General features: G+C 69.2%; 17 protein-coding genes. 3 read left to right on the top strand and 14 right to left on the bottom strand.

Annotated elements, in window-relative coordinates; translation table 11 throughout:
- From VFZ70_06360 to VFZ70_06345, 4 genes are all read right to left on the bottom strand, one after another.
- The coding region (locus tag VFZ70_06360; GenBank protein HEX6255417.1) for a hypothetical protein at positions 1-324 on the bottom strand (324 nt) is incomplete at its 3' end.
- Positions 325-381: 57 nt separating this feature from the next.
- Entirely contained in the window at positions 382-2,946 is a 2,565-nt protein-coding gene (locus VFZ70_06355) for a discoidin domain-containing protein (GenBank protein ID HEX6255416.1), read from the bottom strand.
- A gap of 808 nt (positions 2,947-3,754) precedes the next feature.
- Positions 3,755-3,892, bottom strand: a complete 138-nt coding sequence (locus VFZ70_06350) for a hypothetical protein (protein ID HEX6255415.1) — start codon at positions 3,890-3,892, stop codon at positions 3,755-3,757.
- Positions 3,893-3,906: 14 nt separating this feature from the next.
- Positions 3,907-4,779: an NAD-dependent epimerase/dehydratase family protein gene (locus VFZ70_06345; protein HEX6255414.1), complete on the bottom strand. Its 873-nt coding sequence runs from the start codon at positions 4,777-4,779 to the stop codon at positions 3,907-3,909.
- 172 nt (positions 4,780-4,951) lie between these two features.
- Here VFZ70_06345 and VFZ70_06340 point away from each other — a divergent pair, with 172 nt between their 5' ends.
- Positions 4,952-5,098: a hypothetical protein gene (locus VFZ70_06340; GenBank protein HEX6255413.1), complete on the top strand. Its 147-nt coding sequence runs from the start codon at positions 4,952-4,954 to the stop codon at positions 5,096-5,098.
- A 54-nt stretch (positions 5,099-5,152) separates the two neighbouring features.
- Positions 5,153-5,950: a 2-oxo acid dehydrogenase subunit E2 gene (locus VFZ70_06335; GenBank protein ID HEX6255412.1), complete on the top strand. Its 798-nt coding sequence runs from the start codon at positions 5,153-5,155 to the stop codon at positions 5,948-5,950.
- A gap of 31 nt (positions 5,951-5,981) precedes the next feature.
- On the opposite strand, the gene VFZ70_06330 is transcribed toward VFZ70_06335, so the two are convergent.
- From VFZ70_06330 to VFZ70_06305, 6 genes are all read right to left on the bottom strand, one after another.
- Entirely contained in the window at positions 5,982-6,497 is a 516-nt protein-coding gene (locus VFZ70_06330) for a hypothetical protein (protein ID HEX6255411.1), read from the bottom strand.
- A gap of 978 nt (positions 6,498-7,475) precedes the next feature.
- Positions 7,476-7,901, bottom strand: a complete 426-nt coding sequence (locus VFZ70_06325) for a PPOX class F420-dependent oxidoreductase (protein HEX6255410.1) — start codon at positions 7,899-7,901, stop codon at positions 7,476-7,478.
- 3 nt (positions 7,902-7,904) lie between these two features.
- Positions 7,905-8,519, bottom strand: a complete 615-nt coding sequence (locus VFZ70_06320; GenBank protein HEX6255409.1) for a TetR/AcrR family transcriptional regulator — start codon at positions 8,517-8,519, stop codon at positions 7,905-7,907.
- A gap of 854 nt (positions 8,520-9,373) precedes the next feature.
- Positions 9,374-9,823 carry an FxLYD domain-containing protein gene (locus tag VFZ70_06315; GenBank protein ID HEX6255408.1) on the bottom strand — a complete coding sequence of 150 codons (450 nt, stop codon included), beginning with the start codon at positions 9,821-9,823 and terminating at the stop codon, positions 9,374-9,376.
- On the bottom strand, positions 9,820-10,662 hold the full coding sequence (locus VFZ70_06310; protein ID HEX6255407.1) for a TIGR02587 family membrane protein: 843 nt from the start codon (positions 10,660-10,662) through the stop codon (positions 9,820-9,822). Before VFZ70_06310 ends, VFZ70_06315 begins: the two co-directional genes overlap by 4 nt.
- 1,108 nt (positions 10,663-11,770) lie before the next feature.
- Positions 11,771-12,025 carry a Rho termination factor N-terminal domain-containing protein gene (locus VFZ70_06305; GenBank protein ID HEX6255406.1) on the bottom strand — a complete coding sequence of 85 codons (255 nt, stop codon included), beginning with the start codon at positions 12,023-12,025 and terminating at the stop codon, positions 11,771-11,773.
- A gap of 219 nt (positions 12,026-12,244) precedes the next feature.
- Here VFZ70_06305 and VFZ70_06300 point away from each other — a divergent pair, with 219 nt between their 5' ends.
- The gene (locus tag VFZ70_06300) at positions 12,245-12,709 is read left to right on the top strand and encodes a hypothetical protein (protein ID HEX6255405.1); all 465 of its coding nucleotides are present in this window, start codon (positions 12,245-12,247) and stop codon (positions 12,707-12,709) included.
- A gap of 1,097 nt (positions 12,710-13,806) precedes the next feature.
- Here the strand turns inward: VFZ70_06300 and VFZ70_06295 are convergent.
- The 4 genes from VFZ70_06295 to VFZ70_06280 form a co-directional block, all read right to left on the bottom strand.
- Positions 13,807-13,998: a hypothetical protein gene (locus VFZ70_06295; protein ID HEX6255404.1), complete on the bottom strand. Its 192-nt coding sequence runs from the start codon at positions 13,996-13,998 to the stop codon at positions 13,807-13,809.
- A gap of 696 nt (positions 13,999-14,694) precedes the next feature.
- A complete protein-coding gene (locus tag VFZ70_06290) occupies positions 14,695-15,027 on the bottom strand; it encodes a hypothetical protein (GenBank protein ID HEX6255403.1) in 333 nt (110 codons plus the stop codon).
- A gap of 182 nt (positions 15,028-15,209) precedes the next feature.
- On the bottom strand, positions 15,210-15,563 hold the full coding sequence (locus VFZ70_06285; protein HEX6255402.1) for a cupredoxin domain-containing protein: 354 nt from the start codon (positions 15,561-15,563) through the stop codon (positions 15,210-15,212).
- 123 nt (positions 15,564-15,686) lie between these two features.
- Positions 15,687-16,662: LuxR C-terminal-related transcriptional regulator (locus VFZ70_06280; GenBank protein ID HEX6255401.1), on the bottom strand; the 976-nt coding region annotated here is incomplete at its 5' end.

Below are 16,662 nucleotides of genomic sequence, written 5' to 3'. Positions count from 1 at the left end.
ACGCTCGAGCACCGAGAACGACTCGCCGTCCGAGACGATGAACTGCAGGTCGCGGACGCTGGGTGTGCCCAGGTCGGGGAAGTAGACCTCCGTCAAGCGGCCGTCGTCGAGGGTGTGCCACACGCGGCTCTTGAGCGACTCGGCCGTGGCGAAGCCGTCCTTGTCGGCCTCGGTCCACGACGGTGGGTCGCCCGGCGCCCCGGGCGCGACCCCTGTCGCCAGAGGCGTGTCCGCGACCGCCGGTGACGCGAGCATCGCGGCGATCAGCACCGCCACAGTCGTCAGCGCGGTCCAACGCCCGACCTGTCCAGCCGTCGTTCCCATCCGGTCCTCCAATGCTCGCCACCCTTGACGAGGAACGCGCCTCGCCGTCACTTCGTCCTACCTACCGATCACCTGGAGCTCGCGGATTCCGGTCAGCTCGCCGCTGGCCGCCTGGGTGAGCTCGACCCGCACGTAGCGTGCCTGGACCGGGTGCGCCAACGTTCCGTCGGCGTCGAGCGGTGCGTCGCTCCACTGCGAGCCGTTGCGCGACACCAGGATCTGGTACGACGACGGTGTCGCGTCGGTCCACAGGATCGTGATGTCGCTCACCTGCATCCGTGTGCCCAGGTCGACCGTCGCGCTGCCCGTGTCCTCCGCCGGCGCCCAGACGGTGGCCTCGCTGCCGTCGACGGCGGCCTCGGCGTACAGGCCGGGCTCCTCCGACGTCGCCTGCGCCGGCGCGCACCGTGCGACGTTGTCGGTGGGGACGAGGTCCGGCCGCCGGGTCTTGAGCGTCAGCGGGCTGCCCGTGCTGACGACCTGCGTGCCCTGCGGCGACTCGACCTCGAAGGGCGCACCCGCCGTCTGGCGCACGGTCGTCTCGTTGGGTCCGACCGTGATGTCGAAGGTGCGGCCCCGCCAGTCGACGTCCCGCAGTGTCACGCCGCGACCCAGCTGCGGCGGCAGCATCGGGTCCAGATGCATCCGATCCTCACGCCACCGCATCCCCGTGAGCCCGTAGGCGAAGACCTGCCCGAAGCCCCCCTCGCCGGTCAGGAAGTTGAACGCCGGGCTGCCGGCCAGCGGGTCCTGCGACCCGGGCTTGTCGCCGCGCGCCTCGGCGAACTGCGCGAACGGATCACGGACGAATGGTTTGATCGCCCGCATCAGGTAGGTGTGGGTCGCACAGCCGGGCTCGCCGATGGCGGCAGCGTCGATCGCGTGCACCGAATCCGTCATCGCGGGCCCGTCCGGATCGGTGCGCTCGGCGTAGAAGTCCAGGGTGTTCGAGGCGACCTCGGCGGACATCGGCCACTCCACGGGGTAGATCAGCAGGACCGTGTCGGCCTGCTTGATCAGCGACCCGTCGTAGCCGTCGTACTGCAGGAACACCTGCCGCTCGGTGTCGAACGGCATGCGCAGGTTGTCGGCGATCGTCGTCCACTGCGCCGGCGCCGTCTCCCTGAGGATCTGCGCGGCGCGGGTGGCGTTGCGCAACGCCAGCGACGCCACCGCGTTGGTGTAGACGCCGTCGTCGACGCCGTTGCTGTACTCATCGGGGCCAGCGACGTTGTTGATCGAGTACGTGCCGTCGCTGTTGGCGGTCACCCGACCCGCCCAGAACTGCGCGATGCCCTGCAACATCGGCCACCCGCGTGTCCGCAGCCAGCCGGTGTCACCCGTCGCCTGGAAGTACTGCCACGCCGCAAGCGCGATGTCACCCTGCAGGTGGATCTGCGTGATGCAGTGCGGGGGATCGACGCTGTGGCACTCGGTCTTGAGGTCACCATTGCTGGCGCTGTTCCAGGGATAGAACGTGCCCTGGTAGCCGAGCTCCGAGGCGTTGTCGCGAGCCTCCGGTAGCGTCCGATACCGATATTCCAGCACCGAGGCGGCGACGTCGGGGTACAGCGCCAGCAACGTCGGGAACATCCACGTCTCGGCGTCCCAGAAGATCAGGCCGGCATAGTTGTCGCTGGTCAGGCCGACCGGACTGATGCTGTCGTCCTCACCCTCGCGGATGTTCGACAGCAATCCGTACAACCCCGCACGCAGCCACGCCTGCAGATCCGGACGATCCGGGATCTCCACGTCACTGCGCCACACCTCGTCCCAGCGTGCGACATGCGCAGCCAGCAGGTTCGACCAGCCCTGCTGCGCCGCGCCACGCGCTGCCGTCAACGCCGCCTGGGCCGGATCACCGCTGGTCAACGCTGTATCCACACCGACGTACTTGACGAACTCGTAGGTCTGCCCGCTCTTGGCCGGGAAGTCCAGCGTCTGGCTCGCGGTGAGGTCCGAGGCGGTCGTCGTGCGCTTGACGGCGGCACCGTCGACGCCCGCGCCCGGGCGCAGGGTCGAGGCGACGGTCCCAGCCGTGCCCTTCGTCTGCGCGGTGAAGTCGACCGCGACCGTCCCGTCTCCACGGTCCCCCGCACCCGCCGCGACCAACCTGCGCGCACCGGCACCGTCGATCACGTCGGTCACAGTCACCCGGCCGTTGAAGCGCGGTGTCACGGTCAGCCGCACCGCACCGACATGGGCATTGACGCGATCGGCGACGACGTCGTAGGTCAGGTCCACCGACCGCCTGCCGTCGCTGCTCGTCCACGTCAGCGCCGTGCGGATGACGCCACAGCGCAGGTACAGCGTCTGCTGGTAGTTCGACAGCCGCGCTGCGGGTGCCGTCGCGGTGAACGACTCACCCCCCGCGCCGACCTCCAGCGTCGACCACGTCGGGATCGCCGCGATCGCCTCGCGACCACCGGCCAGCTCAGGATCACGGGCGTACAGCCCGGCGACGTACGCACCGTCGTAGCGCGGCGTATACAACGGCCACCCGGTCGCCTCGCCAGTCGCGACATAACCCATCCCGGTGGGTGGCACACGCTGACTGAGGTAGCCGTTGCCCACGACCGCGTGCCGATAGAACGCCGTGTCGAACGTCGCGGTCGACAACACCCAGCCGGCCTCAGAACCCCCACCCGCCGGACACGGAGCGTTGGTGACGGCCTGCGCCTTCGCTTCCGGCGGCGACGGCGCCCACATCACCACGACGAGCACCAGGCAGACGGCCACCGCAAGAGGCGGACGCAGTCTGACCAACGCGCCCGACCTGGCAACGACTGCTGTCTGAAACGACTGCATCCAACCCACGACCCGGCCTTTCGCCGGCGGGCTCGCCCCCGCGACGCCCACCCCCCTCAGCAGATGCAGCAGTCTGAGCCGAACACCGACGGTATAAACCAAAGTCTTGAAACATCGGGTGTCCGTCGACTGTCGACGGAGCTCGGCCGCGGTGCCGATACATTCGGTCGTCGCCCGCGGGTGGTGCGGCAGTGGCCAACGGCACACCATGCGCGTCGAGCTGCACGACCTCGCCGTGACCCAACGACCACACTGGCCGCCATCGAACGGTCCGACTGGCTTCACCCGACTGCCCGGCGGCGTGCTCGGCCGCCTATCCGTCCCGGTCAAGCGCAGGTGCCGCGGAAGATGTTGTCGGGGTCGCACCGCGAGATCGCGGACCGCAGTCCAGGTAACAGCCGCACGACCGTGACCGGCTGGGCGAACGGTTCGCCGACCGCTGCGACCTGCTGACCGCGTCGCACGTCGGTCCCGGGGGAGGATGACGCCTGGTGTGCGCGTTGCTGGCCGGTCCAGCTGTCGCCGGGGCGGTGTCGGCAGCCGGTGACGATTGCGCTGTCGACGCCGCCCGTGGCACCCACCGACGCGCGCGTCCGCTGCCGCCGGGGCGAGTCGGCGACCGTCAGCGACGGCGCAGGCCACGCAGCCGATCGATCTCGAGCCGGCGCATCACGTCGGTCGGGGAGACGAGGCCGACCAGGCGGCCGTCCTTGATGACGAGTGCGACCGTCGGAGCAGTGGTCGGTGGCCACCGGCACACGCGGGGCGCTCCGATCACATCTGCCGTCGCTGGCGCACATGCTCCGCAACGGTTGCCGCGACGTCGTGCAGCGTGACCCCGAAGCGGCCGGCGACGTCGTCCGGATCGGTGTCAGTGACGCTGTCAGCGGTGAGGACGCCGACCAGGGCCGGGGTCAGCTGCGGCACGACGTGGGCCAGCAGCCGCGCCGCTGGCGCGGGCACGTGTCTGACCGTGACGCCGGGCGGGTTGATCTGCCGCACGAACCCATCGATTGTGGACACCGCCGGGCCGCCAACGTCGAACGTTCCGGTTGGCGTGGCTGGGTCCAGCGTGGCGGCGATGATCACGTCGGTGAGGTCGTCGACGTGGATCGGTGCCACCCGCTGTTGTCCGTCGCCGAGCACCCACACCGTCCCGCCCGGCCGGGTCCGGTACGTGGCGAAGCTGGGTCCGATGTCGTCCGTGTCGCCGTAGACGAATGTCGACCGCAGCGTCACACTTGCCACCTCGGCGTTGCCGACGAGTTGCTCTGCCCGCCCTTTCGTGTGCAGGTACGCATTGTCCGAGGCCGAGTCGGCGCCGATGTACGACAACAGGATCAGCCGCCGCACGGTGCTGCCGGCGATCGCCTCCAGGCAACGTTGCACCGTGCCCACGTTCGCCGCCTCGTAGGTGTCTGGCCGGCGCGGCTGCAGCGTTCCCGCCAGATGAACCACGGCGTTGGCATCGCGGATGGCGGCGGACCAGTTGTCGGACCGACCGAGCGGACGGACCGGGTTCGGCAGGCCGGCGAGCCGGCGGCGCAGTGCTCGGCCCACATGGCCATCCGCCCCGGTGATCGCGACGGGGCCCGCGAGCCAGTTGCGCGTCTCACGATCCATCGTCATGCCTGTGAACTCGTGCATCGGTGGCTGCGTGTGGGTGTTCGCCCGCCACTATCCATGGCACCCGGTCGTCACGAGGGGACCTTCGCCCCGCTCGTCCCTCCAACGAAGGGCCCGGACCCACCGTCCATGCCGCGGTTCTCTGGTGGGGAACGACGAGACCGGGAACGAGCATCGGAGTACACGTGATCGCGTGCGCACCATCTGCGACAGCGACGTCCACGGGCCGCCGGTTGCCGGCCTGGCCGGCCTGCTGCTGCTCGCACCGGCGGTCTCCGTCGCCGCGCGGGCGTGGACCGTTGCTGCCCGCCCCTGCGTGCTGCGGTGCACCCACCCGTGAGCTGATCGACATGGGCGCTCGGGACGGACTGCACCGGAATCGGCGCGGAGGCAGATGATGAACGACCGCGTGGACACCTACTCGGTGCGGCCGTTCCCCAGAATCCGCCAGGCCTACATCGACGTGCTCGAGCAGGGACGGCGGCGGCATCTGATCCACGGCCTGGTCGAGGCCGACGTGACCGCCGCGCGACGCGTGATGCGGGCGCGGGCGTCCGAGAGGCGGCCGCTGTCGTTCACCGGGTTCGTCGTCGCCTGCGTGGCGACGGCCGTGGCCGAGCAGCCGATGCTGCACGCGTACCGGTCGGGGCGCCGGCGACTGGTGCTGTTCGACGACGTCGACGTCAACACGGAGGTCGAGGAGACGCGCCCCGACGGCACGCGGATCGTCGCGTCGCGCATCATCCGCGGCGCGAACCGCAAGACGGTCGACGAGATCTCCGCCGAGATCCGTGACGCGCAGGGCGGCGCTGATGTGGACCGCCGCCGCTACCGGCGGACGCTGTGGTATCTGGCGCTACCACGGGTGGTACGGATGCTCGGTTGGCGGGTCGTGATGGGCCGTCCGCTGTGGTTCAAACGGTTCGGCGGGACGGTCGCGGTCAGCGCGATCGGGATGTTCGCGGCCGGCGGCGGGTGGGGGGTGCCACTGACACCGACCACCTCGATGGTCACGGTCGGGGGCATCTCCCAACGGCCTGTGGCGGTCGATGGCCACCTCGAGACGCGGGAGTATCTGAGCCTGACCGTCACCGTCGATCACGACATCGTCGACGGGGCGCCCGCCGCCCGGTTCACGCGGCGGCTGTGCGAGCTGATCGAGCAGGCAACCGGACTTGCGGAGCCCGCCTGAACCCGACGAACGCCGGCCAGCGTGGCCATGGTCAACGCTTCCGCGTCTCCGGCGCCTTGCGTTCGGGCCTGGGTGGGGTGTCCCAGCCGAGGCAGGGGCGGGTGTAGATCTTCGACCACCAGCGCTCGCCCTGGCCGGCGGGTCGCCACCCGTGCTCGACCAGCGTGTGTTCCAGCTCGTCGAGTCGTGCGCGCATTTCGTCGCCGTATGCGTCGTCGGGTCCGATGCGCTCGACCGGCAGTTGCAGTGGCAGGACCGGGAAGGTGCCCGACACCACGGTGAAGTCACCCCACCGCGGGTCGCCGCTGCGGGCCCGACCGACGAAGTGGTACGACTGCGTGCCGTGCTGGCCGGTCACGGTGGTCGCGATGCTGCGCAGCATCGACGTGTGGCCGGCGTCCTCGACGTCGATCTCCAGGATGTCGGCGTCGTCCGTCGTGCGGAACCAGCGCTGTGCAGCGTCATCCCACCACCGCGATCCGTCGTCGTCGTAGTGGCCGCGGCCACGAGGTGGTCCGTCCCGAGTCACGGTGTCGTGCCTGTTCATCGTGTGCTCCTCTGCTGGGCCGCGGCTGTCCCGCCGCGTGCGTCGGATGGGGGTGTCGATCGCGCGCGTTGCGCCGGTCGCGCCGTGAGCGCCGTGTCCGCAAGCACGACGTCGGTCATGACGTGATGGAAGCGCTCGGGTTCCTCAACGAACGGCCGGTGCCCCGACAGGTCGAATGTGGGCATGTGCTTGTGCGTGCCCAGCTCCGAGCCGCCGGGACCGCCGGCGAGGAACAGCAGTACCGGGTTGTCGACGTCGTGACCCCGTACACGATCCGCATCGCCACCGACGCACCCAGCGCGATCAGGTTCACCGTCGTGGGCGCGTCGACCGTCGGCCCGCTCGCTCCCATGCGCACGACCTCGATCACGGCGAGGAAGGTCGTCGGCGCGAGCAGCATCCCCAGCCTGACCGCAGCGCCGCGCCTGCGATCCAGCCGACCGCCAGCGCCAGCGCCAGCGCCATCGTCCCCACGGCCTCGGCGGAGGTGACCGGCCAGTGCGGTGTCCACACGCCCGCGACCAGTCCGGCCGCTCCGGCGGTCGCGACGCAGACCGCGACACCTCACCGTCGGTCGTCCCACACCGCGTCGGCGACGCGTACGCGAGGGCGCTGCCGTGCCGCGGGCTGGCGAACAGTCTCGCTCCCGCTCTCCCGTTCAGCGATTCCATGCATCGGCACACCGATCCTCCCCCTCCCCCCGGGGTCATCGACACTGTCGGTCGACGGCAATGCGGCTGCCAGGACCATGGCACGGGTGAGGCGAGCCGTTCGTCCCCACGCCGTCCAGGACACCGGAGTGCTCGGCGTCTCCTCGTGCGACGCCCCCGCGCGGCGACCCGTCACGTCCGGCCGTGCCAGGTCGGTCAGCCGCCGCGGGGTCGTGCCACACCTGAGCGTCAGATGGTGGAGTACCACGTGATGACTCGTGGTGTGCCCTGCCGACCCCAGACGGCGGCGCGGTGGTCGTCGGTCACATCATCCTGTGTTGTCGATGTGCTCATGGGGGCGCCGAGCTGTCGGCGGCCGCAGCGACACTTCGTACAGGCGCATGGTCCTTCCGCGGAGACGGTAGAGCAGATAGCTCCAGAACAAGCCCCGCGTGGGGCGTAGCAGGCGGAGGCGCCTGCGTTCCGCTCGCTGCAGTGGCCGCGCCGTTCCCGCGATGGTCGGGCCGGTGATGTCGCCGGTCGTGGTGCACGGCGCGAGAGTGACGCCACGATCGTTGGCGATGCGCTTTGCCTTGCCGCTATCGACGGCGGTGGTGAAGTAGGCGTGTTCACCGTCGACGATGATGCTGACCGGGGTCGGCACCGCCTGCCCCGAACGGCGGAAGGTCGTCAACAGCGCGGTGCCGGCCGTGGCGAGGTTGACCAGTTGTGCTGGCGTGTCAGTGTCGGCCATCGATCATCCTGGCGGTTGTGCAAGTCCCGCGACGAGCGTGTCGGCGAGCGCCTCGGCGTGCTCGGCCGGTACCAACGAGTCGGCAGCGTGCAGTGCTGCCGTGGTCGCTCCGACGGTGAGGGCGATGACCGCGCCCGCCGCCATGCGCGGTGTGATGTCCGGTCGCAGCTCGTTGTTGACGCGTGCCTCGTCGAGCACGGTCTCGAACGCGTGCAGCCACGCCCGGTAGCCCTCGCGGGTGCGGTCGCGCGTGGCGTCCGGCGCGTCGGACGGCGCGAAGAGCAGCAGCTCGACGGCTCGGCGGAACTGCGGGTCGGTGTCCAAGGCGGTGCAGTACGCGACAACGAACTCGCGCAGGCGCTGCAGTGGTGGGCCGTCGCCGGCCAACCCGGCCATGAGCGGACCGGTCACCTGGTCGACCTCGCGGCGCAACACGGTGTCGTAGATCTCAGCCTTGTCGGCGAAGTGGTGGTACAGCGCTCCGCGGGTCAGGCCGGCTCGCCCGGCGACTTGCCCCAGAGTGGTGGCGTTGTATCCGCACTCGGCGAACACGTCGCCGGCCGCGTCGAGCAGCCTGCGGCGAGTCTCCGCAGCTTCTGCGGCAGTGCGACGAGCCATGACCTTATCATACAGTCATGTATGTATGTTGCAGCGGACCTGTGGTGTTCTGCACACAGGAGTCCCGATCCGCAGGTGCACCACCGCCGTGGTCACCGCTTGGGCACCAGAGCACGCGTCTACCTCGTCACCGGCCCACACGTGCTACAGCAGCCCCTGATTGCGCTTCTCCAGGAGGAACGACAACACGAGGTCGTCTAGCAACCCATATCCGATGAGTCCCGAAGCCTACGGCGACAGGCGGATGCCTATCTGCGACACGACGCCCTCGATCGACTTGGCCAGCAGCGCGGTGGTGTCCTCGACGGCCTTGTGGTTTCGAAGAAGTCGGTGGAGAACAGGGAGGCGAGTTGTTGTCCGCCGAACACCTCCCCGCTGGCGTCGTGTGCCTTGACCCAGCTCCAGATGCGGATGGGGTCGACTGCGCTGCGAGCTGGCGCAGCGCCGGATCCGCTGATCACCAGTCGGTCGACGCGTTCCGCATTGGACCGCCCCCGGGGCGGTCCATGTCATGGAGTCCCAGGCCGTCCGCACGATGCGCGATGGGCTCGAGGTACTGCCGGCGTCCCAGCGCGACGTCACCGTCGGGGGGATCGACGCGGGAGCGAGCAGTCGACTGGGACCGTCAACGTGTTCCGTCGCGAGGGTGACTACTGGTCCGTCAAGTTCGACGGGGCGGTCGCGACGGCATCGCCGACCGTGCCGCCAGCGACCGTGGTAGGGATCGACAGGCCGTCAGCCGTGGATGCCGACGTAGGTCAACACATCGGCGAACAAGGACTGCCAGACATCCAGGGTGGAAACGCAATGGCTGCCGGACGTCACCGATCGACCTCGACGCGCAGCGGTGCCTGTCAGTCCTCGACGAAGCCGGTCGGCACGACGACGAGTCGACCGTCGGTCGGGTCTCGGGAGAACACGAGGATGAAGGACTCGCTCGCCCCGGCGGGGACATAGTCGACGTCTACGCGTGCCTGGTCGGCCAATCGGCCGTTCACGATCAGGCGACCGTCCACCTGGACGTTGGACGCTGCCGTCCCGCCGCTGTTGGTGACCTCGCCTTCAACGACGTACTTGCCGCTGCGTTCGGTGACGCGGGCCATCTGGGTTGACAGCTGCGGCTGCGTGTCGGGCGTGCCGACGGCCTCAATGACGAGCAGGGTCAGGATCACGCACGCGAACACGGCGCCGACCGCGGCGAGGGCCCACTCGGCCAGAGGTGTCGCCGAGTCGAAGGTGACCGGATCCCGGTCACCGCGCGGATCTTCGCCGGCGGGCGTGTCGGGCTGCTCGTCGCTGGTCATAGGATCAGCCGTGCCGCGGCAGCGCCCACGCCGGCCGGAAGACCCAGGACCACCGTCTCGACCGCGACGACGCCGACCGGCATCTGGTTGGTGCGTCCGAACGTCCACAGCAGCCCCAGCGAGACCAGCAGCGCGGTCGCGTACCCGGCGACGGTGTAGCCGTAGAACACCGACCACCCGGACGCCTCGGACCGGTGCTCGCCGCGGAACCCCACGAGGTAGACGACCGCGTGCATCACGAGCATCGTCAGGAGCGCGAGGAGTATGCCGCGGACCGGTCCTGCCACGGTCGCGATGAGCAGTACCTCCTCGGTGGGCGCCACGTTGAACGAGAACACCGCTGCGCCGATCGCCATCAGCAAGATCTCGGCCGGGTAGCTGGAGGACCCCGCTGCGCCCTTCGGCTCGGCGGCACCGAACTGTCCGCGGGCGATGACCGCACCGATGCTCGCGGGTACCGACTCGATGGCGATCAGCCCCACCATCTCCGACAGTGACCGGTCGGAATTCAGCAGATCGAACAATGCGAGCACCACGACGGTCGTGATGACCCCGACGCCATAGGCGACGAACCCGTCTGCGATGTAGTCGCGCCACGACATGCCGGCCGTGTCGCGGAACCCGAGGCTGCGGGCGAGCACGGTCAGCAGCGGTAACGCGCCACCCACCCAGACGGCGAGACGCAGCGGTGGCAGCACCATCCCGAACCGCCACATCTCCATCGTCATCAGGATCGGCAGCACGAACAGCAACGACCCACCGAACGCCCGACCGACGCCGAGGACCAGCTCACGCGACGTCGGCGCCCGCGCCGCCGCGGCGTCGGTTCCCTGTGTCATGCCCTACGTCCCTTCGAACGGGCGTCCCTCGGTGCTCGATCACCGTAGAGCCCCGTCGAAACCAGCCGACGCGTGCCGCCGGCCGTCAGCACTGAACTCGCATCGCCGAGCCGGTCGACGATCGTTCAGGACCGTCGATGCGGGCCCAGAGGTTGATGGACACCGATGGTCGTGGGAAGGGATCGATCCGAGTGGGATGCCGTGGATCAGGACGACCGGAGCGCCCGATCCCTGGGTCATCCAGCGCAGCGGCACGCCGCGGACCTCCACGGTGTGCGGCTCCATCTCGACTCCTGTCCGCTCGCGTGGGCGACGCGCACAGGCGCCGCGATGCCACGACGTACCCGTCGACACGTGACCCGATGCGAGCAGCTGTCGACTCGGATCCTCCACGACACATCGGGGCGCTCCCGTAGCCGGCGATCGTACGGCGCCGCACGTCGATGAGACAGGCGGTACGACATCGCGTCGAGACCGACACGCGCATCGCCATGGCTTGCATGTCGCGGCATGAACCGGGCACACCGGGATCGTATGCCGGCGGGGAGCGCTCTGGCCGGCACCGCCAAGACTCAGCTGAGATCGAGGAGGAGAACGACGCACGCAACGGGCGAGATGTCATGACCGGTGGCGCCGAATGCGTCGGTGAGAACGATTCGGTGCTGGACGCTGCGAAGATGATGGCCGACCTCGACGTCGGCGCCGTACCGATCTGCGGTCAGGACAACCGCTTGAAGGGGACTGGGCCAGGGCAAGCCGGTCACGATCGGCGCGGACGACTCAGTGGTGCTGGCGCTGGAGACGATGGCCGAGCACAAGGGTCCGACGGCTCCCAGTGATCGACGGCCAGGAGCTGATCGGAATCGTCAGCCAGGCCGATCTGGCGACCAACGTGGACGACGAGGAGACCGGCGTACTGGTCACGGCGATCTCGTCCGCCGACTGATCCGGCACCACCGCGCGTAGCAGACATCGCGATGCGCCCCGGCGCATCGCGATGCTGTCTGCTACGGCGGACTGACGGCCTCGCACGGCCCGCTGCGTCGGCGTCACGCACGGTACCCGCCAGTACCGCCGTCGCGGCCCAGGGTGATGGCGGGGAGTCGTGTCAGTGGTCGCGCAGCGCGTCGATCAGCTCGTCTTTGGTCATGTCCGACCGTCCCTCGATGCCGATCTCGCGCGCGCGGTCCAACAGGTCGTCTTTGGTCCAGTTCTCGTATGAGCCGCTGGTGCCGCCGCGTTTGCCGGCTTTGGAGCGGTCGGTGTTGGCGATGCGGGCGGCCTTCTCCTTGCTCTCGCCCTGCTCGCGTAGCTTCTCGTACTGTTCGTCGTCCTTGACGCTGGGACCGTGGTCTTTGGCCATGGCACTCACCTCCTCTGGCACGGTTGCCCGCCGCAACCGTCACAAACCAGCGATGATGATGGCGAACTGACGCGCCGGGGCCGTCCGCACAGCCTCGTACCGTGCGCGCCGCGCCGTTCGCGGCTGCTCCCAGTGTCGATCTGCTGTCGGCCCCCCGGTAAGCGCGGCACGGGTGCTATTCGATGAGGAATGAAGTGCCTGCAGGAGCTTGGAGTTGAGATGCCCGCTACCGAACGGATCGACGGCCAGGGGTTTCCGTGGCGAGACTACGCGGCTGGTCTGCGAACGGGGGTGCGGAACAACTCGTCGGCGTACGGCTACTCCGTGTTGGCGACGGTCGGCTTCGCGGCACTGAACGCGCGGATCGGGTCGCCATCGCTGAGTGATCTGTTCTGGTTCGTCGTCGGGGCCAGCGCCGGCTTCACCGCGGTCGAGGCTGCGGCGTCGCGGGGTTTCCGGGATGAGATGCGGGGTGACCGCAGCGACGTCGTGGTCATCGGCAGCGCGATCAACCTGGCGTCCATCGCGTCAGGTCTCGGCACGGTGATCGGCGTTGCGACGCTGGTCGGCGGGTGGATCGCGTGGCTCGTGGCGCCGTGCGCGGGCACGATCGTGTACCTGCTGGTGGTCGGCCTGGAGATGGCGTTCGCGCGCAGGGCGGAGGCGACACGCCAGGAGGACTGACCGCTTCCAGCTCAGGTTCCCGACGTGCCGTCCACGCCGCGGAGCGTCTGGTTGCGGGCGACTTCGCTGGAGAGGTCGGGGTCGAGTCGTTGTCCGTGCGTGACGAGGCTGACTGGCCGCTGCGCTCCAGGGTCACGGCGCGACCGGCACCTTCGGGTCCAGCGTGGTGGAGCGCCTCGTCGACGACGACATGGTCACCGGGATCGTCGGCGTCGCTCGCCGCCGCCCCCGACTGGTGTCCGCCCAAGACCCGCTGGGTGACCGGTGAAGTCCCCGTCGACGAGCTCGATCCGATGGTACGGGACGCCGATGCGGTGATCCACCTCGCGTGGGCCTACCAACCGACGCACCGTCCGCTCGCGACGTGGCGCAACAACGTGCTCGGGTCGATCAGGGGTTCGATGCCGTGGCGTCGGCGGGTGTGCCGGTCTTGGTCCACGCCTCGTCGGTGGGGGCCTACTCGCCGCGAGGCGACGGCCAACGCGTCGACGAGTCGTGGCCGACCAACGCGCTGCCGACCGCGGCATACGGACGCGAGAAGTCGTACGTCGAGCGGTGCTGCTGGACATCTTCGAACGCGACCACCCGGACGTCATGAACGTCCAATCACTCGACTCCACGGAACCCAAAGGTCACCCCACCAACAACAGGAGAGTCTGTGGACCTCCAGTTCCGAGGGCACCGACCCGCGACGATGGTGTGCCCAGGACACGCCCGGCTTGGCCGCGCCATCGACCGATGGAGGGCACACAACACATTCCACGGATTCGCGCCGAGCGTGGCGATCGCTGTCTTCGTGCACTCGAGACGCAAGGTCTGGACGTCCCGCACCGGCGTATCCGATGCGGAGGGACAAACCAGCGAACATCTCGAGTGGACAGCAGCACCGTCAATGCTGCGCTGCGCGGCGGAGTCTGTCGCCGCCCGAGAAATGGGCCGCCGGCGACACCACCCGGCTGAATGCAAAACGCCCCGCGGGGTCCGGACGGGGCGCCAGCAGGGCCGCTACTCGCGTGGACTGTCCGCAACCTTGCCGGCGCCATCCCGTCCGCAGGGGCTTCACACCACCCTACGCGTCGGCCAAGCCTGCAGCGTGGTCACCCGACCTCGACCTCCATCAACGCCTGCGCCAGCACACGCACGCCCTCGCGTAGGAAGTCCACGCCAGCGTCGTCGGTGTTGCGCGCGAGCTCCATCAGTTCCATCTTGGTGATCGTCACCGTGTCCTCCTCGAGACGTCGTTTGAGACCTTCGTCGTAGAGGATGACGCGGTGACTCTCGTTCAACATCACTGTGTGTGAGCAGCCGCCGGGTACTACCCCCGTAGGAGCTACCTACCGTAGAGCTGCTGCACCACCTGCTGGGAGCGTGCCCTGAAGCTGGAGGAGTGATCGCAATGTGAGTCGTGATCGTGACCGAGAGCATGCTCGTCGTCGCCTGCCGGTGTGAGTCCGGTCCGGGTAGTCGCCAGGGAGCCCGGTAGCAGGCTGGCGGCTCGGTTTGGAAACGGGTCGGGGTCGAAGCCCAGCGTCGAAAGCCCCTCGAGGGAGCAACTGAGCGGTCCACATGTCGCCGGCCTACCTGGGACTGATCAGTCTCAACGGCAGCGTCGTCGCGCCCAGACCCTGGCGTGGACTGGCTGGAGAAACCGAATGCCGGCGGTGAACGACGTCGGTGAGCCGTGTGCGGGAGAACCGCACACACGGTTCGACGGGGAGGGGCTGGAAACGGACAGGACACGGACCACGGTGGTGTGATGCTGAAGCCGACACGGGAAACCGTCTGTCCGGCCCGTACGCCGCCCGCCTACCGTCTGACACGGTCCTCACCGCGCCAGCCCTTCACCCAACCCCTACGGATGCCGGCCGAAGGATGCCGCGGCAGTACCTGAAATCAGGATGGCAGGCCTTCGTGAGCGCTCATGGCGGCCGATTGCCGCGGGCTGTGTTGATCATGACTGGCGAAGCGGCGCCTGCGCGTGGCGGTCACCGAGTTCGGCGCCGCTGGCGCAGTGCCAAGAGCGAGAAGACGGTCAGGGTGGGCCCGAATGCCCAATGGAACGCGGCGATGCCGACCGTCAGATTGACAGGGCCTCCGGCGGCGCGGGTCGCGGCGATGTCGTTGCCCAGGTTCAGCGTGGTGCCCGCGGTGAACGCGAGCCCGACCAGGCCGGCGACCGCGGTCCCGGAGGTCCCGACGGCGTCGCGTCGGGGACTGAGTGCTGCGGCGCCCAGCAGTGCGACCGGGAGGTACAGCGGTGGCGCAAACGCGGTCCCCTTGAGGGGCAGGTCCTGGGCTGGATCCCCGCCTGGTCGCACGCTGACGCCGTGTCGAAGCGATAGCCACGCGCCCGCGCAGAGAACCGGTACGTACACGGCCGCCAGGCGCCGGAGTCGCACTTCGTGGACGCGAGCGTCGTCGAAACTCGTGGCGGGAGCATGCGCTGGTCGTTGGTGGACCCGCCATCGGGAGTGCGATTCGAGCGCGCCGATGTCGCCGTTCATTGTGTCGTTGCCACGTCGACGCGTCCGTCCATTCCCATATGCAGGGTGCAGCGGTAGGCGTAGCTGCCAGGCTCGGCGAACGTGTGCTGGTACGAACCGGAGGCCAAGACCTCCGACGACCAGCCGTCGGCTACCACGTTGTGTGCCCGATCACCGTCGTTGAACGTCCAGGTCACGGTGGTGCCCGGCTTGATCTGGATGACCGGGGGGTCAAACGCGTCGTTCTGAACGGTGATGGCGTCAGTGCCAACAACTGGATCGCCGGCGGCAGGGTTGCCAAGCAGGCGGATGACCGTCGGAGCCGCGCCGACGAAGGCAACGACGAGCAAGGCCAGGAGCGCGAAGGTCACCGCGCGGCGGCGACGTCGGGGTGGCGCAGGGCGTGGGGTTTCCAGAAGTGAGGTCATGGGCCGACGGTAGGTGTCGGTGCCGTGCTTCGAATCCGTGATATGCCTGGTTCAGCTTCTCACGCCTCAGGACAGATCGAGGCGCATGAGCTGGCCGCGCGCTGTCACACCGAGTTTGGTGAAGACCTTGTGCAAGTGGTACTCGACGGTTCGTGGGCTGAGGAACAGCTGCGCCGCGATCTCTCGATTGCTGTCGCCTGCCCTGGCCAGGCGTGCGATCTGCAGCTCTTGCGGCGTCAGCTGGTGCACGGTGCTGGTGTCGCGGCTGCGCGCGGTCTCACCTGTGGCGCGCAGCTCGTGGCGGGTCCGCTCGGCCCACGGCGCGGCGCCGAGCCGCTCGAACGTTTCCAGCGCCGCCCGCAGTTGGGGCCGTGCCGCGCTGCGCTGTTTGGCGCGGCGCAACGCCTCGCCGTAGAGCAGCTGCGTCCGCCCGCGCTGGAACAGCCCGTCGGTCGCGGCGTGCAGCTTCAACGCCGCCTCGTAGTGCTCCACGGCGTCCCGACCATCAGACAGCAGTCCGCGGCAGCGCGACACCAGCGCCGACTCCGAAGCGCGGCCGGCCAGTTCCGACCACGCCGCGTACGCGGCGAACTGCGTTCGGCAGGCGTCCGCTTGACCGGACCGCACGGCTGACTCGACGAGGTCCGCGGTGTCCGCCAACCGCGCCGGGTGCTGCTGGTTGTCCACCTCGATCGGTGTCTGTAGGCAGACGAGCGCTTCGGCGGGACGGCCAAGCCCGAGCTCGAGCCGGCCCAGCGCCCAGCGGGCGCCGTAGGCGAGCATCAACGTGGAGCGACCCGCGCCGAGCTGCAGCTGCCGTTCGGCGGCCAGCGCCTGCGCCTGCGCCGCGTAGCTCCGGCACTCCGCCTCCTCGCCGCGGTCAGCGTGCGCGAGGGCTAGAGCAAACAACGCCATGGCGCGGTCGGCTTCCAGGCCCGTCTCCCGGCCGAGCCGCAGGCCTTCGGTCGCGTTGGCGATCGCCTCGGCGGATCGGCCGGCGATCGCATCCGGTACTGCGACACGGTTCAAGAGGCTGATGAGC

The sequence above is a fragment of the Euzebyales bacterium genome (assembly GCA_036374135.1).
In the GTDB taxonomy this organism is placed as follows: domain Bacteria; phylum Actinomycetota; class Nitriliruptoria; order Euzebyales; family JAHELV01; genus JAHELV01.
This window is presented reverse-complemented; position numbering and strand designations above follow the sequence as displayed.

Coding starts and splice junctions, on each gene's coding strand:
- VFZ70_06345 (HEX6255414.1), bottom strand. CDS start 4,779: ATGCACGAGTTCACAGGCATGACGATGGATCGTGAGACGCGCAACTGG.
- VFZ70_06335 (HEX6255412.1), top strand. CDS start 5,153: ATGATGAACGACCGCGTGGACACCTACTCGGTGCGGCCGTTCCCCAGA.
- VFZ70_06330 (HEX6255411.1), bottom strand. CDS start 6,497: ATGAACAGGCACGACACCGTGACTCGGGACGGACCACCTCGTGGCCGC.
- VFZ70_06325 (HEX6255410.1), bottom strand. CDS start 7,901: ATGGCCGACACTGACACGCCAGCACAACTGGTCAACCTCGCCACGGCC.
- VFZ70_06320 (HEX6255409.1), bottom strand. CDS start 8,519: ATGGCTCGTCGCACTGCCGCAGAAGCTGCGGAGACTCGCCGCAGGCTG.
- VFZ70_06315 (HEX6255408.1), bottom strand. CDS start 9,823: ATGACCAGCGACGAGCAGCCCGACACGCCCGCCGGCGAAGATCCGCGC.
- VFZ70_06310 (HEX6255407.1), bottom strand. CDS start 10,662: ATGACACAGGGAACCGACGCCGCGGCGGCGCGGGCGCCGACGTCGCGT.
- VFZ70_06305 (HEX6255406.1), bottom strand. CDS start 12,025: ATGGCCAAAGACCACGGTCCCAGCGTCAAGGACGACGAACAGTACGAG.
- VFZ70_06300 (HEX6255405.1), top strand. CDS start 12,245: ATGCCCGCTACCGAACGGATCGACGGCCAGGGGTTTCCGTGGCGAGAC.
- VFZ70_06295 (HEX6255404.1), bottom strand. CDS start 13,998: ATGTTGAACGAGAGTCACCGCGTCATCCTCTACGACGAAGGTCTCAAA.